The sequence below is a fragment of the Massilia sp. GER05 genome (assembly GCF_052056005.1).
GTDB classification, from domain to species: domain Bacteria; phylum Pseudomonadota; class Gammaproteobacteria; order Burkholderiales; family Burkholderiaceae_D; genus Telluria; species Telluria orientalis.
This window is the reverse complement of record NZ_CP178858.1, coordinates 3,636,965-3,654,559: the sequence shown is the minus strand read 5'-3', so window position 1 is coordinate 3,654,559 and position 17,595 is coordinate 3,636,965. Positions and strand designations below refer to the sequence as shown.

Genomic DNA, 17,595 nt, shown 5'->3' with positions numbered 1-17,595 from the left:
TCTAGTAATAAAACCAGGCCTTGCGGCCGTTTCGCCCGGCCGTGGAGCCGAACACCTCCGGCTTGCTCAGCCGGTCAAAAATTCCCGTGCGATCGCGATCTGCTCCGGCTGCAGGAACGTGGGCGCATGGCCCACGCCCGCGATCTCCGCCAGGCGCGGTTTCGGTCCGCGCCGCGTCATCTCTTCCGCCGTCGCGCGCGCCAGCAGGTCCGAGTGTTCTCCCCGCACGAGCAGCGTGGGGCAGCGGATCGCGTCGTACGCGGCCCACAGCTGCGCCTCGTCCTGCGCCACCTTCTGCGGCGTCATGGCCTTGAACGGCTGCGCGAGCCCGAGGTCGTAGTGCAGCGCCCATTGCCCGTCCGGCTGCTGCACGAGCACGTCGCGCGCCAGCTTGTCCCACTGGGCGTCGCTGTGCGGCCCGAACGGCGTCGAGACCGTCCGCACGTACGCGGCCCCTTCGGCGAAGGTCGCGAAGCGGATGGCCTGGCCGATGTAGTCGCCGATGCGCGCCAGCGCCACCGGGTCCAGCACGGGCCCGATGTCGTTCAACACCATGCGGCGGACCGGGCTGCCCGGCAGCGACGCGAGGGCAATGCCGATCAGGCCGCCCATCGACGTGCCGAACCACTCGACGCCTTCATCCCCGGCCGTGACGCGGGCGATCAGGGTCACCATGTCGGCCACGTATTGCGGAATGACGTAATGCGCCGGGTCGCGCAGCCGGCCGGACCGGCCGCGGCCGACGACGTCCGGGCAGACGACGCGGTAGCGGTCGCTCATGGCCCGCGCCAGCGCGTCGAAATCGTCCGCCACGCGCGTCACGCCATGCACGCAGACGAGCACGTTCGGGTTGGCGGGGTCGCCCCACTCCTTGTATGCCATGCGATGCAGGCCGACGGGCGAACTGCACAGCACGGATTTCAGCTTCGGTTCGCTCATTTTCAAAAGTTCCGACGTTCACCATGCATCCGCCGGAAACATCAAGGACCAGGCGGCCGCCAACATTTTACCCGGTGGAGCGATTAGAATTCTACCAAGTCTGGCCCGGGACCACCCGGCTCTCATAGAAACTGTCCACGAGAAAGAGGAACGAATGAAATCCACCATGTTAAGCGGCAAGACTGCACTCGTCACCGGCTCGACCTCGGGCATCGGCCTCGGCATCGCCCGCGCGCTGGCCGAGCAAGGCGCCAACATCGTCTTCAACGGCTTCGGCGACGCGCAGCAGATCGAAAAGCTGTACACCGACATCGGCCAGGAATTCGGCGTACAGACCGCTTACCACAACGCCGACATGTCCAGGCCGGACCAGATCCAGGCGATGATGACCTTCGCGCTTGAAAAATTCGGCGGCGTCGACATCCTCGTCAACAACGCCGGCATCCAGTACGTCGCGAACGTCGAGGATTTCCCCGTCGAGAAATGGGATGCGATCATCGCCATCAACCTCAGCTCGGCCTTTCATACCACGCGCCTCGCGCTGCCCTACATGAAGCAGAAGAACTGGGGCCGCATCATCAACCTCGCGTCGGCCCACGGCCTCGTCGCGTCGGCGCAGAAGTCGGCGTACGTCGCCGCCAAGCACGGCCTCGTCGGCCTGACGAAATCGACGGCGCTGGAGACGGCCCCGACCGGCGTCACCGCCAACGCGATCTGCCCGGGCTGGGTGCTGACCCCGCTCGTGCAGAAACAGGTCGACGACCGCGCCGCGCGCGAGGGCATCAGCAACGAGCAGGCGAAGAAAAACCTGCTGCTGGAAAAACAGCCGTCGGGCGAATTCGTCACGCCGGAAGAACTGGGCGCGCTGGCCGTGTTCTTCTGCAGCCCGGCCGCGAACCAGGTGCGCGGCGTCGCGTGGAACATGGACGGCGGCTGGGTCGCGCAATAAATGTCCATCGACGAAACCCTGGAGATTCCGGGCCTGCACGACGCCTGCCTGGAACTCGCGCACGTCGTGCTCGCGTCAGGCCAGCCGCAGGTGTCGCGCGACATCCTCGAAACGCTGGCCGACCGCTTCGAACGCGAAGCGGCCGACTTCGCGCTGCTCGTCGCCAACGCCGGCCGCGACACCGCGCTGCTGGCCCGCGCCGTGCACTACCTCGTCGACGCCCATGCGCTGCCGCTGATGGGCACCGACCTGGAATGGTTCCGGCAGGCCCTCGCCTGCCTCGTCGAACTGGCCGTGCCGGGCATCGCGCTGTCGGCCAAGGGCGCGGCCTTCCTGCATGACGTCGAGACCGGCATCGCGCAGTCGATGCAGGATCTCGAATGATACGGTCCGGTCAGGGCGCCGTCCGCGGCTCGGTCGCGTGCAGGTCGTCGATCGCTTGGCGGTATTCACGCGACGCCTTCAACCGGTCCAGGTAGCGGATGGGGCGGCGCCTGTCCAGGCCAATCGAATACTCCAGGCTGCCGCGCACACCGCAGTACGCCCGGCAGCTCGAGACGGCGTCGGGCGTGGCGCGGTCGGTGAGCGTCAGCTGGCCGTGCGCCACGCTCACCCGCAATGCGCACTGCGGCGCTTCCGGCAGCGGCGACGGCGCCGGATCGTGGTAGACGAACGCACCCTGTTCATACCGGCCCATGCCGGCGATGTCGCACATGTGGCCGTTGTAGAAATCGAGGTGGGCGCGCACGTACACGTGATCGGCATCGTAGGGCACGATCTCGATGACGTCCTCGGCCTGGTACGGCACGTCCGCCTCGCCTGGCGCCTTGCCGGGCGTGATCGTCGCGCTCATGAAGCGGTGCTTGTACACGCCCGCGATCTCCTGCATCAGTTGCGCGGGTTCCTGCGCGGATGCGGTGCACACGCACAACGCAGCCAGCAGGGGGATGAGGATTTTCGGTGTCATCGGTCCATGATAAGCCATCCGCCCCGTGCTCGGCTATGATCGCCTTTTCGCTTCACACGACGAGAAAGGACACATGATGCGAGCACTCCTGGCGACGCTGGCCCTGCTGGGCTGCACGATGCAGGGCGCGCACGCCGCCGACCGGCGCCCCGTGCTGCTCACACCGGATAAAGTCTGGACCGGCGACGGCGCGCCGCACGCCGGCTGGAGCGTGCTCGTCGCGCAGGGCCGCATCCAGGGCGTGGGCCCGGCCTCGACCCTGCCCGTCCCCGCCGACGTCGACCGCATCGCGCTGCCCGGCAAGACCCTGATCCCGGGACTCATCGACCTGCACTCGCACGTCCTGCTCCACCCCTACAACGAAACGACGTGGGACGACCAGGTGCTGAAGGAAGCGCCGGCCTACCGCGTCGCGCTGGCCGTGCGCCACGCGGCCGACACCCTGCAGGCCGGCTTCACCACGTTGCGCGACCTCGGCACGGAAGGCGCGGGCTATGCGGACGTCGGCATCAAGCGCGCGATCGAGGAAGGACAGATCCCCGGCCCGCGCCTGCTCGTCGCCACGCGCGCCATCGTCGCCACGGCGAGCTACGGCCCGGCCGAGCGCAGCTATCGTCCAGACATGGACATCCCGTACGGCGCCCAGCAGGCGACGGGCGCGGACGAGGCGACGAAGGCCGTGCGCGAGCAGGCCGCCCACGGCGCCGACTGGATCAAATTCTATGCCGACTACCGCACGGGTCCGGACGGCGGCACGCGCCCCACGTTCACGCTCGAGGAAATGAAGGCGATCGTCGCGGCCGCGCACGCCGGTGGCCGCAAGGTGGCGGCGCACGCGAGCAGCGACGACGCGATCCGCCTGGCCGTGCTGGCCGGCGCCGACACGATCGAACACGGCTATGGCGCGAGCGAAGCGACGTTCAGGCTGATGCTGGAACGCAAGGTGGCGTACGTGCCCACGTTGACGGCGCCGGAAGCGATCGGCGAATACTTCCAGCGCCACGTCCGCGGCGGCGCGCCCACGCCCGCGATGCAGCAGGCCGAGCGCGCCTTCCGCCTCGCCCGCAAGCTGGGCGTGACCATCGGCAACGGCAGCGACGTCGGCGTGTTTGCGCACGGCACGAACGAGCGCGAACTGGAGTGGATGGTCCGCCTGGGCATGAGCCCGACGGAAGCGTTGCGCGCGGCGACGGTCGTCGCCGCCGGCATCCTCGACCGCAAGGACCTGGGCGCGATCCGCAACGGCATGCTGGCGGACGTCGTCGCGGTCGACGGCGATCCGACGGCGGATATTGCTGCGCTACGCAAGGTGGGATTCGTGATGAAGGGCGGAATGGTGTATCGGAATCAGCCAGGGATTCAATGAGCGTCATTCACCGATCGGCATTCCTGATATCGGCTACGGCGTTGCGGTTTTCCACAATAGCCGATGCAGATATTTTGCGTGATGATGACGGTGTTACCAATAGCGCATGAAGCCTAGCCATGAAAAAACCATTCTATAAAGTCCTTTATGTCCAGGTATTGTTTGCGATTATCGTAGGCGTCCTGCTGGGTATCTACGATCCGGGCATCGCAACCGCGATGAAGCCTTTGGGAGACGGCTTCGTCAAACTGATCAAGATGATCATCGCCCCGGTGATTTTCTGTACCGTCGTCGCCGGTATCGCCGGCATGCAGGACATGAAAAAGGTCGGCCGCGTCGGCGGCAAGGCGCTGCTCTACTTCGAGATCGTGTCGACGTTCGCACTGGCCATCGGCCTGCTCGTCGCCAACGTGATCAAGCCGGGCGCCGGCTTCAACGTCAACCCGGCCACGCTGGACACGCACTCGATCGCGCAGTACACCGAGAAGACCAAGGCGCTGACCACGACCGACTTCCTCATGAACATCATCCCGAACACGTTCGTGGATGCGTTCGCCAAAGGGGAAATCCTGCAAGTCCTGCTGATCGCGATCCTGTTCGGCTTCGCGCTGTCGATGCTGGGTGAACGCGGCCGTCCGCTGACCCGCTTCATCGACGACATGTCGCACGCCATCTTCGGCGTCGTGAACATCATCATGAAAGTCGCCCCGATCGGTGCATTCGGCGCCATGGCCTTCACCATCGGCAAATACGGCGTCAAGTCGCTGATCCCGCTGGCCTCGCTCGTCGGTTCGTTCTACCTGACCTGCTTCCTGTTCGTCGCCATCGTCCTCGGCACCATCGCCCGCCTGACCGGCTTCTCGATCTTCCGCTTCCTCGCCTACATCAAGGAAGAGCTGCTGATCGTCCTCGGTACGAGCTCGTCGGAAAGCGCCCTGCCGGCCCTGATGCGCAAGCTGGAAAAAATGGGTTGCCCGAAATCGGTCGTGGGCCTCGTCGTGCCGACCGGCTACTCGTTCAACCTGGACGGCACCAACATCTACATGACGATGGCCGCCCTGTTCGTCGCCCAGGCCACGAACACGGAACTGACCCTGACGCAGGAACTGACGATCCTGGGCGTGGCGATGCTGACCTCGAAAGGTGCCTCGGGCATCACCGGCGCCGGCTTCATCACGCTGGCCGCCACGCTGGCCGTCGTCCCGACCATCCCGGTGGCCGGCATGACCCTGATCCTCGGCATCGACAAATTCATGAGCGAATGCCGCGCGCTGACCAACATCATCGGCAACGGTGTCGCCACGGTCGTCGTGTCGAAATGGGAAGGCGAGCTGGACAAAGAGCGCCTGACCGCCGAGCTGAAGAATCCGAGCCCGGACGACGCGACCGGCGACCTGCACCCGGTCCGCGAAGCCGCGTAAGCCAGGACAGGGAACGATTCCTCGTTCAAACGCCGGGTTCGCCCGGCGTTTTTTTTTGCAACAGCCACAACCGCGCATACACGCCGTTCCTCCGCAACAGTTCCTCGTGCGTGCCCCGCTCCACGACGCGGCCCCGGTCCATGACGATGATCGCGTGCGCATGCACGATGGTCGACAGCCGGTGCGCGATGACGAGCGTCGTGCGCTGCACCGACAGGCGCTCCAGCTCCTTCACGATCGCATGTTCGGACACGGCATCGAGCGCCGACGTCGCCTCGTCGAACACGAGGATCACGGGCTGCTTGAGGATCGCGCGCGCGATGCCGATGCGCTGGCGCTCGCCGCCGGAAAAATTCACGCCCCGCTCGCCGACCGGACTGTCGTAGCCGTCCGGCAGCGCGGCGATCGTCTCGTGCAGTTGCGCCGCCCGCGCCGCCGCCACGATCTCCTCGCGCCCCGCGCCCGCGCGCGCGTAGCCGATGTTGCTGGCCACCGTGTCGTTGAACAGCGCGGCATCCTGCGGCACGACGCCGATCGCGCGGCGCACACTGGCGGGGCTGCAACGGCGGATATCCTGCCCGTCGATGAGGATACGTCCCCGGTCGGGGTCGTAGAAACGCAACAGCAGCCGCGCCAGCGTCGACTTGCCCGAACCGCTACGTCCGACGACGGCCAGCGTGGTGCCGGGCGGGATGCGCAGGCTGACGTCGTCGAGCGCGGTGCGGCCCGGCTCGTAGTCGAATCCCACGTGCTCGAACACCACCTCGCCCGCGCCGGGCACGAGCGCGGGCTGCCCCGGCAGGTCCGGCATCTCCGGCTGCTCGCCCAGCAGGGCGAACAGGCGCTCCGCGTTGACCCACGCGTCGCGCGATTCCCGGTACACGAAGCCCAGGGCGTTCAACGGCAGGCAGACCTGCAACGCGTACGCATTGATCAGCACGAGATCGCCCACGCGCATCCGGCCCGCCAGCACGTCCTGCCCCGCCAGCAGCATGATGGCGGCGACGCCCAGCGCGATCACGCCGCTCTGCCCCACGTGCAGCAGGAACAGCGCGCGCTGGTTCTTGACACCCGCGTCGCGCCACCGGTCCATCGTGGCCGCGAACTTCGCCGCCTCGTGGCCCTCGTTCGTGAAGTACTTCACGGTATCGTAGTTCAGCACGCTGTCCGCCAGCTGGCCCTTGGCGCGTGAATCGAGCTTGTTCACGCGCCGCTGGTAGACGACGCGCCGCGCCGTGAACACGAGCGTGAAGCCCGCGTACAGGAGGAAGGTCGCGACGATGATGGCGGCGTAGCCCGCCGGATAGCGGCGCAGCATGATGGCGAGCACGAGGCCGATCTCGACGAGTGTCGGCACGATCGTGAACAGCCCGACGCCCAGCAGGTAGGCGATGCCGCTGGTGCCGCGGTCGATGTCCGGCAACAGGCTGCCGACCTGGCGCCGGGCATGGAAGCGCGGCCCGAGCGCATGCAGGTGCGCGAACGTCTTGCCCGCATACGCCGAGACCGTGCTCAGCGTCACGCGCGCGAACAGCAGGTCGCGCCATTCGTTGAACAGCGTGCTCGCGAAGCGCAGCAGCGCATAGCCCACCAGCAGATACCAGGGCAGCAGCGCGGGCAGCGTCGCCTGCGAAAACGCGTCGATGATGCGCTTGAGCAGCAGCGGCACGGCCACCGTCGCCACTTTCGCGGCCAGCAACAGGACGATGGACACCGCCACCCGCCCGCGGTTGGCGCGCATCACGCCCCACAGCTCGGCCGCGAAGCGGCGGCGGGCGGCACGGTCGGCGGCGGTGTCGGCGGTCATGCCGGGTTTGACCGTCGCGGCGGCGCAAGGCTCCCGTCCGGCGCCTGTGCTGCCTCAAGCATTCATGCGGTCAGCGCGTGCGGCGCGGCAGGTTTTCCAGGCGGAAGATGACATCGACGGGTTGGCGCAGCTTCAGCGCCGGCACGGCCAGCAATTGCTCGCGATCGACGTCCTGGGCGCGCGCCCGGTCCGCACCGCCGTCGCGCCGGAAGTCGGCTCGTTCCAGGCCCATCGCCGTGCTGAGGTTCTTCAGCGCTTCCGGCGTCGCGCCCATGAGGCCGCCGACGCGCCGTCCGCCCGCGGCCGCCATCACCTCGGCCTGGCGGCGCGCGTCCTGGATGGCCTGGGTCACGAGTTCGTCGTGGATGGTGTCCATGTCGGTGCGGTCAAAAGCGGACGCGAAGCCGTCGAGGTTCGGTTTGCCGAGCAGGCCGCCGGCCAGCGCGGCCCAGTTGGCGACGTTGCGCACGTTGATGTGGACGTCGCAGCGCAGTTCGTACAGCGGCCCGCCGTTCGCGGCCTTTTCCTCCTTGCGGATGCCTTGCCGCACCTCGCGCACGACGACATCGTCGGCCTCGATGCCGAACTGCCGCGCCAGGTCGCGCACCTCGCCCACGCGCGCCTCGACGACGGCGCGCGCCGCGGCCGGGTCGGCATCGGGCGCGACGATCTCGAAATCGAGGCTGGCGAGGTCGGGTACGACGGCCTGGAACGAACTCCCGGTGACGTGCACGAACGGATAATCGGGGACGGACGACGCGCCGGCGCCACTCGAAGCCAGCAGCAGGACGAGGGCGCTCGCGCGCAGGCGGGTTTTCAGCATGGACACTCCCTTTTTTATGTAGACAGTGATGTCTATGGTAGTGCCGGACAGTCTGCGGAAACAAGCCAGCGCATGGAAAATAAACTTGTAGACAACTTGATCTAGACGAGTTAGTCTAGATTTATCGACCACGTTCCGAAACACCGCCATGGCCAAATCCCCCGCCCCGCCCAGGCCGACGCCCGCCGAACTCGACCTGCTGCAGGTACTCTGGCCGCTGGGCGCGGCCACGGCGCGCCGGGTTCACGAAGACATCGTCAAGGAACGTCCGGAGGTGACGTACGCGACCGTGCTCCGCCTGATGCAGATCATGCACGGCAAAGGTTTGCTGATCCGCGACGAGAGCGAACGGTCTCACGTGTACGCACCGGCCCACGCGCAGGAATCGCTGCAGACGAATTTGCTGAAGGACCTGATGCAGCGCGCCTTCGCCGGGTCGGCCAAGGCGCTGGTGCTGGCCGCACTCAAGAGCGGCATCTCGAAAAAGGAGCGCGATGAGATCGAACAACTGCTGAAAGACGGAGACGAACAATGAGCGCCGGGCTCGTCACCGGGCTGTTATCGGTATTGCTGCCGACGAGTCCGCTCGCGCCACTGCCGTCGCACCTGCCTGACGTGGTGACCGGATTCCTGGCCACGCTGTCGCAGTCGTTCGTGCCCGGCCTCGGATGGGCGTTGCTGCACTTCGTGTGGCAAGGCGCGCTGATCGGCTGCACGACGGCAGTGCTGCTCATGGCGCTGCGCAACGCCCGGCCGGAACGCCGTTATGCCGTCGCATGCGGCGCGCTGCTGCTGTGCTTCGTGTGGCCGGCCGCCGACTTCGTCATGATGCTGCAGGCCGGGCACGACGCGCAGGCCGCGCACGCCCTGCCGCTGGCGCCGGCATCGGCGGCGGTGCTGCTCGACGCGGCCGGCCTGCTCGGCCTGCTGCAGCGGCATCTCGACTGGGTCGTCGGCGCATGGGCGGCCTGCGCGGGGGCGCTCGGGCTGCGCATGGCGATGGGGCTGGTATGGGTGCGACGCGCCACGGGTGGACGCGCCGCGCCGGCACAGGCCGGCAGCGCCGCGGAACGCGTGTGGCAATCGAGGCTGGCCCAACTGGCCGCCCGCTGCGGCATCGACCGCACCGTGCGCCTGCGCATCGTCGACGGCCTGGCGAGTCCGGTCACGGCCGGCTTCTGGCGGCCCGTCGTGCTCGTGCCGGCCGCCCTCGTGACGGGCATGCCGCCACAATTGCTGGAAGCGCTGCTGGCGCATGAGCTGGGCCATGTCCGGCGCCACGACTACCTCGTCAACCTCGTGCAGAACGTGATCGAGGCCCTGCTGTTCTATCACCCGGCCGTGTGGTGGATCTCGCGCCGCATCCGCCACGAGCGCGAGCAGATCGCCGACGACTTCGCCGCGCGCCGGCTGGGCGAGCCGCGCCGCCTGGCCCGGGCACTGTCGGAACTGGAGCGCCTGCAGTTTTCGGGGCACCACCTGGCCCAGGCCGCGGCCGGCGGCGACCTGATGGCGCGCATCCGCCGCCTGGTCCGTCCGGATCCGCAGGCGCTGGACTGGCGCGCCGCGATTCCCGTGCTCGGCCTCGCCCTGGCGTGCGCGGCGAGCGCCTACGCGCTGTCGACCCGGGATGGCCCGATTGCCACCGCGACGGCCGGCCTGACGCGGTCCGCGGTTGCGGATTTCTCCAGCTGCAAGAAACCGCAATACCCGCAGGCCGACATCGCGGCGGGCCACGAGGGTACGGTCACGGTGAGCTTCCGCGTGAACGCCTCCGGCGTCGTCACGGACTCGACCATCCTGCGCTCCAGCGGCTACGCCAGCATGGACGAGGCGGCCCGCGACGCCCTGCACCGCTGCCGGTTCGCACCGGCACTGCGCAACGGCCAGCCAGTGTCTTCCTGGCAACCGGTCCAGTACGTGTGGGAGCTGCGCTGAAGGACGGAGATGACGGGCGGCACCGCAGTGCCGCCCGGAAGGACATCACACGCTGGAGACGTCCAGCTCGGCCGACGTGGCGGCCACGACTTCATCCTTGGTGACGCCCGGCGCCAGCTCGACGAGCTTGAGGCCGGTGTCGGTGACGTCGATGACGCCCAGGTCGGTGATGATGCGGTCGACGACGCCGACGCCCGTCAGCGGCAGGTCGCATTTTTTCAGGATCTTGTGGCTCGTCGAGCCATCCTTGGCCGTCGCCACATGTTCCATCACGACGACGACACGCTTGACGCCGGCCACGAGGTCCATCGCGCCGCCCATGCCCTTGACCATCTTGCCTGGGATCATCCAGTTGGCGAGATCGCCCTTTTCCGATACCTGCATCGCGCCGAGGATCGCCAGGTTGATCTTGCCACCGCGGATCATGCCGAACGAATCGGCCGAGCTGAAATAGGCGGCGCCCGGCAGCGCGGTGACGGTCTGCTTGCCGGCGTTGATCAGGTCGGCGTCCACTTCGGCGTCGGTCGGGAACGGGCCGATGCCCAGCAAGCCGTTTTCCGACTGCAGGAACACTTCGATATCGTTCGGGACGTAGTTGGCCACCAGCGTGGGCAGGCCGATGCCCAGGTTCACGTAAAAACCGTCCTGCAGTTCCTTGGCCGCGCGCGCGGCCATTTCATCACGAGTCCATGCCATGTCTGTCTCCCCTGGTCTTATGCTTGACGCACGGTGCGCTGTTCGATGCGCTTTTCCGGTGTCGGGTTGTGAACGATGCGGTGCACGAAGATGCTCGGGGTATGCACCTGGTCCGGATCGATCTCGCCGATCTCGACCAGCTGCTCGACTTCCACGATGCAGACCTTGCCTGCGGTGGCCACGTTCGGATTGAAGTTGCGCGCCGTCTTGCGGAACACGAGGTTGCCGGCGCGGTCGGCCTTCCAGGCTTTCACGAGCGAGACGTCCGGAACGAGCGAGCGTTCCATCACGTACATCTCGCCGTCGAATTCGCGGGTTTCCTTGCCTTCCGCGACGATGGTGCCGTAGCCGGTCTTGGTGAAGAAGGCGGGGATGCCGGCGCCGCCGGCGCGCAGCTTCTCGGCCAGCGTGCCCTGCGGCGTGAATTCCAGTTCCAGTTCGCCGGCCAGGTACTGGCGCGCGAATTCCTTGTTTTCGCCCACGTAGGACGAGATCATCTTCCTGATCTGGCGCGTGGTGAGCAGCTGGCCCAGGCCGAAGTCGTCGACGCCGGCGTTGTTCGAAATGGCCGTCAGGTTCTTGACGCCGGAATCGCGCAGCGCGGCGATGAGCGCCTCGGGAATACCGCACAGGCCGAAACCGCCCACGGCGATCGTCTGGCCGTCCGCAACCACCCCTTCGAGCGCCGAGCGCGCATCAGGATACACTTTGTTCATACCCGTCCCTTTAATAATGAGGTTCTGTACAGCAGAGTAGAATTGCAGAATAAAATAGCGCCCACCGAAGCACAATACCGTAGAAATACCGGCAAGGCCTCCTGTGGGGACAGTCGACTACCATCAAATGAACGCATCATACGCCATCGATTACGAGATGATTTTCCAGCACGCGCCCGTCGGCATGTGCATTTCGGTGAACCGCGTGATCCAGTCGTGCAACCACGCCCTGGCGGCCATGTTCGGCTACCAGCGCACACAGCTCGACGGCCAGTCGTTCTCGGTACTCTACCCGACCATGGACGAGTTCCTGCGCACGGGCGACCGCATCATTCCGATCATGAACGCGAAGGGCCGCTACTCGGACGAGCGCATCATGCGGCGAGGAAATGGGGAATTGTTCTGGTGCCACGTGACCGGACGCGCGCTCGACCCGGCCGAGCCGCTGGGCGCCGGCGTCTGGACGTTCGAGGACGTCAGCGAGAAGCGCCCCGTGACGGCCGAGCTGACCCCGCGCGAGCGCGAGATCGCGGCGCTGCTCGTCGAAGGCAAGACGAGCAAGGTGATCGCGCGCGAGACGGATCTGTCGCCGCGCACGGTGGAGATGCACCGCGCCAAGCTGATGCGCAAGTTCTCGGCGTCGACGTCGTCGGAACTCGTGCACAAGCTGGTCGGGATGTCGCGCTGAGCGGCCAGCGCGTCACAAGCGATCGGACTCCACAGCGGGCGGCGCCGTCAGTGCATGCTCGCTGCATACGACGATCGCCAGCCCGGGGCGGGACAGGTCGAACGTCGCCGCAGCCACCGTGCCCAGCTTGAAACGCGCCTCCAGCGTGCTCCAGGCACGATAGAAATCGGACACGCGGGTTGCCGTTGGGCGTGCGGCGAGCCAAGCTTGCTGAGACGCATCGAATGCGTAGGGAGCGAGCACGGCGATGTCACGCGCCGGATCGACGACCTCGACATCCAGTCCGACCCGGCCCGTTGCGCTGGCCGCGCACGCGATCCACAGCCCGCTATGAGAAATACTGAAGCCGGCCGCGCCGGCAGCGGGCATGGCCAGGGCCGGCGCGGCGCCCGGACGCTCGACCAGGCGCACGGCCTCTGGCGCCACGCCCAGCACGGCGCCGAGCGTCCGCCGTGCCAGCACCCGGCCGGCGATGAACTGGTTGCGGCGCTCGCGCCGGACGAAGCGGGCCAGGCGCTGGCGCTCCGAATCGTCCAGCATCGCGGTGCATCGCGCCAGCACCGAGTCGTCCAGGGTACGCACCTCGAGCAGGCGGACGAGCGCCACCCGGTCCGTCATTTGGCCAGCTTGACGAACTCGCCCTTCAGCGCCACGCCCGACATGATCGCCCCGTCGTGGCATTCGAACTGGGTGTCACTGGACATTTCCTCGTTCTTGTAGTTGCTGACGATGTTGATCACGGCGTCGGCGCCCAGCTCGCGGGCGCGCTGTTGCAGGCGCAGCATGGCCGACAAGAACGCCCAGTTGCATGCCTTTTCTGGCGATTTGCCGAACGAATTGGTCTTCTGGCTGGTCTTGTCGGATCCGAGACGCTCCAGCACCTTCGGCGTTGGCTGATTACCGAAATAGAATTTCACCGAGTCACCCAGGCGCGTCTGCGCGTCGTTCGCGCTCATCGCGGCGGACAACGGCAGCAGGAGCTTGGTGTCGCGCGCATGTGCCGCCGTCGTCACGCCCAGCGCCAGCAGTGCGCAGGCCAGTACCGCCTTCATCGTCTTGATCGTCACGGTGTTCTCCCGGTCAGTTGGCTTTGACGGCCTGGTCGTCGGCACCCGTCGGCCCGCCGACGGCCTTGTCGAAGTTGGCGACGATATAGCCGCTGGCCAAGTTCGCCACCCGGGTCAGCATCATGTTGTCGTTGATGCCGAACGAATAGCCACCACTGAAGGCCGCCGTCCGCTGGAAGAATTCCGGCGTCGCGATGACCTTGCCGGTGTTGTCGCGGAACGTCACGCGCATCAGCACGCCCGAGCTGCCGGCCAGGGGCCCCAGCAGCACGCGCTTGGCGCCATGCTTGAAGGACATTTCTTCCACCACCGGCTCGACCACGAGCGTATTGCCGTCGGCCGCGCGGCTGTTCCACTGCGCCAGGCGCGGCGCCAGGTCTTTCTTGAAGTTTTCGTCGATCTTGGCCAGGCCGGCGACGTCGCCCTTGTAGCCGTCCTTGAACACGACGGGCTTGACCTCGATGCGGCTATAGGCCGAGAACGGTTTCGCGGGCGGCGGATTGGCCGTCGACGATGCCTTGATGCTCGTCGCGCAACCCTGCAGCAGCGCGACGCTTGCAATTGCCGATGCCAGCAGGATGGTCCGGTGCTTGTTATTCATTTTTTCTCCGTTTCTAGGTTGTGGTGAAACTACCGCTTGAAGATCAGCGACGTGTTGATGCCGCCGAACGCAAAATTGTTCGACATGACGTATTCGCAATCGAGGCGCCGCCCTTCGCCGCGAATATAGTCGAGCGCCCCGCACTCCGGGTCGATCTCGTCGAGGTTGATGGTCGGCGCGAACCAGCCCTCGCGCATCATCCGGATGCTGATCAACGCTTCGAGCGCGCCGCAGGCACCCAGCGTGTGCCCCATGTAGCTCTTCAGAGAGCTGATCGGCATATGCGCGCCGAACACGGTGCTCGTTGCCGCCGTCTCCGCGACGTCGCCGTGCTGCGTGCCCGTGCCGTGGGCGTTGACGTAGCCGATGGCCGCCGGCGCCAGGCCGGCATCCTCCAGCGCCAGTTCCATCGCGATGCGCATCGTGTCCGCGTTAGGCTGGGTGACGTGGCAGCCGTCGCTGTTGGTGCCGAAACCGACGATCTCCGCGTACACCGTGGCGCCGCGCGCCAGCGCATGCTCGCGCTCTTCCAGGATCAGGCAGCCTGCGCCTTCGCCGATCACGAGGCCGTCGCGGGCCCGGTCGAACGGGCGCGGCGTCGTGTGCGGCGCGTCGTTGCGCACGCTGGTCGCGAATAGCGTGTCGAACACGGCGGCCTCCGTCGCGCACAGTTCCTCGGCGCCGCCGGCGATCATCGCCGTCTGCTTGCCCGTCTTGATCGCCTCGTAGGCGTAGCCGATGCCTTGGCTGCCCGACGTGCAGGCGGACGACGTCGTGAACACGCGGCCCGTGACGCCGAAGAACACGCCGATGTTGACGGGCGCCGTGTGCGCCATCATCTTGATGTAGGTGGTCGCGTTGATGCCCTTCGTCGTGCGCTCTTCCATCATGCGGCCGAAGTCGCCGATGGCGCTGGGGGTACCGGCCGACGAGCCAAACGAGATGCCCATCCTGCCGCTCGTGAGCAGCGGATGGTCGAGCAGGCCGGCGTCGGCCAGCGCGAGTTCGCTGGCGCGCGTGGCCATCAGCGCAACGCGGCCCATGCTGCGGATCGCCTTGCGGTGGTAGCGCTCGGACAGCTCGAACGGCGCGGCGGGCGCGCCGAGACGCGTGTTCAGGCCTTCGTAATCGTCCCAGGCCGCCATGCGCACGATGGCGTTACGGCCCTCGGCCAGGCGGGCGCGGATCGACTCCCAGTCGTTGCCCAGCGGGCTGATGCCGGCCATGCCGGTGACGACGACGCGCTTCATGCGAGACCTCCGTTGACGGAAATGACCTGGCGCGTGACGTAGCCGGCATCCTCCGACATCAGGTAACTGACGGCCGCCGCCACCTCCTCCGGCCGGCCCACGCGGCGCGCGGGGATCAGCTTCAGCGCTTCGTCCAGCGGCACCTCGCCGATCATGTCGGTCTCGATCAGGCCCGGCGCCACGCAGTTGACGGTGATGGCGCGCTTGGCCAGTTCCAGCGCGAGCGCTTTGGTCGCGCCAATGATGCCTGCCTTGGCTGCGCTGTAGTTGACCTGGCCGCGGTTGCCGATCAGGCCCGACACGGACGCCATCGTCACGATGCGGCCCGGCTTGCGGCGCTGGACCATCGGCATCACGACCGGGTTCAGGACGTTGAAGAAGCCGTCCAGGTTCGTGCCCAGCACCTGGTCCCATTCCTCGCCGGTCATGGCGGGAAAGGCCGTGTCGCGCGCGACGCCGGCATTGCAGATGACGCCGTAGTAGCAGCCGTGCGACTCGATGTCCGCCAGCAGCGCCGTGGCCGTGGCGTCGCGCTCGCCAATGTCGAACTGCAGCACGCGCGCGCTGCCGCCGGCGGCCTCGATCTCGGCCGCCACCGCGTCGGCCTCCGCGCGGCGGCTGCGACAATGCACCACCACGCGGTAGCCGTCGCGCGCCAGGCGCAGCGCGATCGCCTTGCCGATGCCGCGCGACGAGCCGGTCACCAGCACACTTTTATCGATACTACTCATTCGGAACTCCGTTGCAAAAACTCTTCTACATTGTCGGGCTGGAAGACGGTGATCGTGGCGCTCGCCCATTCGGCGCCGCCGGCACCGTCGACGATGCGGCAGTCGTAGGCGCCCAGGCCGTTCTCGCCCTGCAGCACGCGCTGCACATGCACGTGCAGCACGCTCCCGGCCGGGAATGCCGGGACGGTACACGCATAACGCCGGGTGCCGAGCAAGAAGCCCACGCGCACCACCTCGCCGCGCAGGCGCGCGCCGTAACCGGCGTGCGCGGCCACGGCCTGCGCCATGTACTCGACGCCGACCCAGGCCCCCACGGCGCCGCCGTCCAGGAACAGCGTGCCGGCGCCGATCGCCACTTCGGCGCACAAGGTCTCGGCGTCGGCGGCGCGGAGCCGGCCCAGCAGCGACATGGTCCCGCTGTGCGGCACCAGCGTGCGGATGTCGGGCAGGCTCAATCCGACCTCCCGAACACGAGGGTCGCGTTGGAACCGCCGAATGCGAACGAATTGCTCAGCGCCCAGCGCAGCGGGCGGCCCAGGCGCGTGCCAGGACGCACCACGTTCAGTGCGGGCAGCGCGGGATCCTGCGCGCCGTCCCACAGGTGCGGCGGCAGCTTGCCCGCCGGGTTATCGTCCTGCATCGCCAGCCAGCAGAACGCCGCTTCGACGGCGCCCGCCGCGCCCAGCGTGTGGCCCGTGAACGGTTTCGTCGAACTGACGGCAACGCCGGGCCCGAACAGGTCGGCGACGGCGTGCGACTCCATCGCGTCGTTCTGGACGGTCGCGGTGCCGTGCAGGTTGATGTAGTCGACGTCGGACGGTTGGATGCCCGCGCGCCGCAGCGCCTCGCGCATCGCCAGGCCCGCGCCAACGCCGGCCGGATCCGGTGCCGACATGTGGTGCCCGTCGGACGATTCGCCCCAGCCGCACAGCGCCACGGCGGCCGGTTCGCGCGACATGAGGAACAGCGCCGCGCCCTCCCCCAGGTTGATGCCGTTGCGGGCGGCGGAGAGCGGATTGCAGCGCGCGGCGCTGACGGATTCGAGGGCCGAAAAGCCGGCGACCGTGAAGCCGCACAGCGTGTCGACGCCGCCCGTGACCACCGCGTCGCACAAGCCCATGCGGATCAGGCGCGCCGCGCTGGCCAGCGCCTTGGCGCTCGACGAGCACGCGCTCGAATGGACGTAGGCCGGTCCGCCGAGCGCGAGTTCACGCGCCAGCAGTGCGGCCGGCGATCCCATTTCCTGCTGGCCGTAATGAAAGCCGTCCGGCAGCGCGCCGGTGTGCAGCCGCGCGGCCAGCGCGGCCTCGGTGGCGGCCACGCCCGACGTGCTGGTGCCGACGACGACGCCGACACGGTGCGCGCCGTAGCGGGCAATGGCCGCGTCGACGGCGGGCCGAATCTGCGCCAGCGCGGCCATTGCCAGCTGGTTGTTCCGGCTGCGCAGCACCAGCGGCAGATGATCCACGGCGGGCAGCGCGGCGTCCACGCGGCCCAGCGGCAGCGGACGGCCGGGCGAGCAGGCGTCAGACACGGTGAGGCCGCCCTCCACGCCGTCGAGCAGGCGCCGCGCGATCGTGCCGCGCTCGTCGCCCAGTGCGCACAACAGCGCGCAATCGTTCAGGTACAGCATGTT

The 17,595-nt window shown here is 67.5% G+C and carries 20 protein-coding genes; 7 read left to right on the top strand and 13 right to left on the bottom strand.

Annotation, left to right across the window (positions count from 1 at the left end; translation table 11 throughout):
* Window positions 1-66: 66 nt before the first annotated feature.
* Window positions 67-939, bottom strand: coding sequence for an alpha/beta fold hydrolase (locus tag ACL58G_RS16460; protein WP_440962478.1), 873 nt, complete (start codon window positions 937-939; stop codon window positions 67-69).
* A 154-nt stretch (window positions 940-1,093) separates the two neighbouring features.
* Here ACL58G_RS16460 and ACL58G_RS16455 point away from each other — a divergent pair, with 154 nt between their 5' ends.
* Together ACL58G_RS16455 and ACL58G_RS16450 are read left to right on the top strand one after the other, a co-directional pair.
* Window positions 1,094-1,888, top strand: coding sequence for a 3-hydroxybutyrate dehydrogenase (locus ACL58G_RS16455; RefSeq protein ID WP_413385246.1), 795 nt, complete (start codon window positions 1,094-1,096; stop codon window positions 1,886-1,888).
* A complete protein-coding gene (locus tag ACL58G_RS16450; RefSeq protein ID WP_440962477.1) occupies window positions 1,889-2,272 on the top strand; it encodes a hypothetical protein in 384 nt (127 codons plus the stop codon).
* 10 nt (window positions 2,273-2,282) lie between these two features.
* Here ACL58G_RS16450 and ACL58G_RS16445 read toward each other — a convergent pair whose 3' ends face one another.
* Window positions 2,283-2,855: a hypothetical protein gene (locus ACL58G_RS16445; protein WP_440962476.1), complete on the bottom strand. Its 573-nt coding sequence runs from the start codon at window positions 2,853-2,855 to the stop codon at window positions 2,283-2,285.
* A gap of 73 nt (window positions 2,856-2,928) precedes the next feature.
* On the opposite strand from ACL58G_RS16445, the gene ACL58G_RS16440 reads away from it, so the two are divergent.
* Both ACL58G_RS16440 and ACL58G_RS16435 read left to right on the top strand, forming a co-directional pair.
* Window positions 2,929-4,221 (top strand): amidohydrolase family protein, encoded by a 1,293-nt coding sequence (locus tag ACL58G_RS16440; protein ID WP_440962475.1) that lies wholly within the window; start codon window positions 2,929-2,931, stop codon window positions 4,219-4,221.
* Window positions 4,222-4,340: 119 nt separating this feature from the next.
* Window positions 4,341-5,642: a dicarboxylate/amino acid:cation symporter gene (locus ACL58G_RS16435; protein ID WP_056135387.1), complete on the top strand. Its 1,302-nt coding sequence runs from the start codon at window positions 4,341-4,343 to the stop codon at window positions 5,640-5,642.
* Between the two features lie 25 nt (window positions 5,643-5,667).
* Here ACL58G_RS16435 and ACL58G_RS16430 read toward each other — a convergent pair whose 3' ends face one another.
* Together ACL58G_RS16430 and ACL58G_RS16425 are read right to left on the bottom strand one after the other, a co-directional pair.
* Window positions 5,668-7,449 carry an ABCB family ABC transporter ATP-binding protein/permease gene (locus ACL58G_RS16430; protein ID WP_440962474.1) on the bottom strand — a complete coding sequence of 594 codons (1,782 nt, stop codon included), beginning with the start codon at window positions 7,447-7,449 and terminating at the stop codon, window positions 5,668-5,670.
* A 70-nt stretch (window positions 7,450-7,519) separates the two neighbouring features.
* Entirely contained in the window at window positions 7,520-8,272 is a 753-nt protein-coding gene (locus tag ACL58G_RS16425) for an SIMPL domain-containing protein (protein WP_413385238.1), read from the bottom strand.
* A 148-nt stretch (window positions 8,273-8,420) separates the two neighbouring features.
* On the opposite strand from ACL58G_RS16425, the gene ACL58G_RS16420 reads away from it, so the two are divergent.
* The gene (locus tag ACL58G_RS16420; protein WP_413385236.1) at window positions 8,421-8,807 is read left to right on the top strand and encodes a BlaI/MecI/CopY family transcriptional regulator; all 387 of its coding nucleotides are present in this window, start codon (window positions 8,421-8,423) and stop codon (window positions 8,805-8,807) included.
* The gene (locus ACL58G_RS16415) at window positions 8,804-10,210 is read left to right on the top strand and encodes a M56 family metallopeptidase (RefSeq protein WP_440962473.1); all 1,407 of its coding nucleotides are present in this window, start codon (window positions 8,804-8,806) and stop codon (window positions 10,208-10,210) included. Before ACL58G_RS16420 ends, ACL58G_RS16415 begins: the two co-directional genes overlap by 4 nt.
* 45 nt (window positions 10,211-10,255) lie before the next feature.
* Here the strand turns inward: ACL58G_RS16415 and ACL58G_RS16410 are convergent, their stop codons facing one another.
* Together ACL58G_RS16410 and ACL58G_RS16405 are read right to left on the bottom strand one after the other, a co-directional pair.
* Complete coding sequence (locus tag ACL58G_RS16410) at window positions 10,256-10,906, bottom strand: 3-oxoacid CoA-transferase subunit B (protein ID WP_413340307.1); 651 nt, start codon at window positions 10,904-10,906, stop codon at window positions 10,256-10,258.
* Window positions 10,907-10,923: 17 nt separating this feature from the next.
* Window positions 10,924-11,622: a CoA transferase subunit A gene (locus ACL58G_RS16405; RefSeq protein ID WP_105375893.1), complete on the bottom strand. Its 699-nt coding sequence runs from the start codon at window positions 11,620-11,622 to the stop codon at window positions 10,924-10,926.
* Window positions 11,623-11,749: 127 nt separating this feature from the next.
* Here ACL58G_RS16405 and ACL58G_RS16400 point away from each other — a divergent pair, with 127 nt between their 5' ends.
* On the top strand, window positions 11,750-12,310 hold the full coding sequence (locus ACL58G_RS16400; RefSeq protein WP_036228456.1) for a PAS and helix-turn-helix domain-containing protein: 561 nt from the start codon (window positions 11,750-11,752) through the stop codon (window positions 12,308-12,310).
* A gap of 12 nt (window positions 12,311-12,322) precedes the next feature.
* Here ACL58G_RS16400 and ACL58G_RS16395 read toward each other — a convergent pair whose 3' ends face one another.
* Genes ACL58G_RS16395 through ACL58G_RS16365 form a run of 7 tightly spaced genes read right to left on the bottom strand, consistent with a single transcriptional unit; the run spans window position 12,323 to window position 17,592 of the window.
* A complete protein-coding gene (locus tag ACL58G_RS16395) occupies window positions 12,323-12,928 on the bottom strand; it encodes a 4'-phosphopantetheinyl transferase family protein (protein WP_413385232.1) in 606 nt (201 codons plus the stop codon).
* Entirely contained in the window at window positions 12,925-13,377 is a 453-nt protein-coding gene (locus tag ACL58G_RS16390) for an excinuclease ATPase subunit (RefSeq protein WP_440962472.1), read from the bottom strand. The genes ACL58G_RS16395 and ACL58G_RS16390 overlap by 4 nt, the downstream gene beginning before the upstream one ends.
* Before the next feature lie 13 nt (window positions 13,378-13,390).
* The gene (locus ACL58G_RS16385) at window positions 13,391-13,978 is read right to left on the bottom strand and encodes a hypothetical protein (protein ID WP_413385228.1); all 588 of its coding nucleotides are present in this window, start codon (window positions 13,976-13,978) and stop codon (window positions 13,391-13,393) included.
* A 29-nt stretch (window positions 13,979-14,007) separates the two neighbouring features.
* Window positions 14,008-15,228: a beta-ketoacyl-ACP synthase gene (locus tag ACL58G_RS16380; RefSeq protein WP_413385225.1), complete on the bottom strand. Its 1,221-nt coding sequence runs from the start codon at window positions 15,226-15,228 to the stop codon at window positions 14,008-14,010.
* Window positions 15,225-15,959, bottom strand: coding sequence for a 3-oxoacyl-ACP reductase FabG (gene fabG, locus ACL58G_RS16375; RefSeq protein ID WP_440962471.1), 735 nt, complete (start codon window positions 15,957-15,959; stop codon window positions 15,225-15,227). The genes ACL58G_RS16380 and fabG overlap by 4 nt, the downstream gene beginning before the upstream one ends.
* Window positions 15,956-16,414 (bottom strand): ApeP family dehydratase, encoded by a 459-nt coding sequence (locus tag ACL58G_RS16370; RefSeq protein ID WP_440962470.1) that lies wholly within the window; start codon window positions 16,412-16,414, stop codon window positions 15,956-15,958. Before ACL58G_RS16370 ends, fabG begins: the two co-directional genes overlap by 4 nt.
* Window positions 16,411-17,592, bottom strand: coding sequence for a beta-ketoacyl-ACP synthase (locus ACL58G_RS16365; RefSeq protein ID WP_440962469.1), 1,182 nt, complete (start codon window positions 17,590-17,592; stop codon window positions 16,411-16,413). Before ACL58G_RS16365 ends, ACL58G_RS16370 begins: the two co-directional genes overlap by 4 nt.
* Window positions 17,593-17,595 lie beyond the last annotated feature (3 nt).

Excerpts from the sequence above, each read along its gene's own strand:
- ACL58G_RS16385 (WP_413385228.1), bottom strand. The coding sequence starts at position 13,978 with ATGAATAACAAGCACCGGACCATCCTGCTGGCATCGGCAATTGCAAGC.
- ACL58G_RS16395 (WP_413385232.1), bottom strand. The coding sequence starts at position 12,928 with ATGACGGACCGGGTGGCGCTCGTCCGCCTGCTCGAGGTGCGTACCCTG.
- ACL58G_RS16430 (WP_440962474.1), bottom strand. The coding sequence starts at position 7,449 with ATGACCGCCGACACCGCCGCCGACCGTGCCGCCCGCCGCCGCTTCGCG.
- ACL58G_RS16380 (WP_413385225.1), bottom strand. The coding sequence starts at position 15,228 with ATGAAGCGCGTCGTCGTCACCGGCATGGCCGGCATCAGCCCGCTGGGC.
- ACL58G_RS16415 (WP_440962473.1), top strand. The coding sequence starts at position 8,804 with ATGAGCGCCGGGCTCGTCACCGGGCTGTTATCGGTATTGCTGCCGACG.
- ACL58G_RS16365 (WP_440962469.1), bottom strand. The coding sequence starts at position 17,592 with ATGCTGTACCTGAACGATTGCGCGCTGTTGTGCGCACTGGGCGACGAG.
- ACL58G_RS16445 (WP_440962476.1), bottom strand. The coding sequence starts at position 2,855 with ATGACACCGAAAATCCTCATCCCCCTGCTGGCTGCGTTGTGCGTGTGC.
- ACL58G_RS16440 (WP_440962475.1), top strand. The coding sequence starts at position 2,929 with ATGATGCGAGCACTCCTGGCGACGCTGGCCCTGCTGGGCTGCACGATG.
- ACL58G_RS16450 (WP_440962477.1), top strand. The coding sequence starts at position 1,889 with ATGTCCATCGACGAAACCCTGGAGATTCCGGGCCTGCACGACGCCTGC.
- ACL58G_RS16460 (WP_440962478.1), bottom strand. The coding sequence starts at position 939 with ATGAGCGAACCGAAGCTGAAATCCGTGCTGTGCAGTTCGCCCGTCGGC.
- ACL58G_RS16425 (WP_413385238.1), bottom strand. The coding sequence starts at position 8,272 with ATGCTGAAAACCCGCCTGCGCGCGAGCGCCCTCGTCCTGCTGCTGGCT.
- ACL58G_RS16410 (WP_413340307.1), bottom strand. The coding sequence starts at position 10,906 with ATGGCATGGACTCGTGATGAAATGGCCGCGCGCGCGGCCAAGGAACTG.
- ACL58G_RS16435 (WP_056135387.1), top strand. The coding sequence starts at position 4,341 with ATGAAAAAACCATTCTATAAAGTCCTTTATGTCCAGGTATTGTTTGCG.
- ACL58G_RS16405 (WP_105375893.1), bottom strand. The coding sequence starts at position 11,622 with ATGAACAAAGTGTATCCTGATGCGCGCTCGGCGCTCGAAGGGGTGGTT.
- fabG (WP_440962471.1), bottom strand. The coding sequence starts at position 15,959 with ATGAGTAGTATCGATAAAAGTGTGCTGGTGACCGGCTCGTCGCGCGGC.
- ACL58G_RS16455 (WP_413385246.1), top strand. The coding sequence starts at position 1,094 with ATGAAATCCACCATGTTAAGCGGCAAGACTGCACTCGTCACCGGCTCG.
- ACL58G_RS16420 (WP_413385236.1), top strand. The coding sequence starts at position 8,421 with ATGGCCAAATCCCCCGCCCCGCCCAGGCCGACGCCCGCCGAACTCGAC.
- ACL58G_RS16400 (WP_036228456.1), top strand. The coding sequence starts at position 11,750 with ATGAACGCATCATACGCCATCGATTACGAGATGATTTTCCAGCACGCG.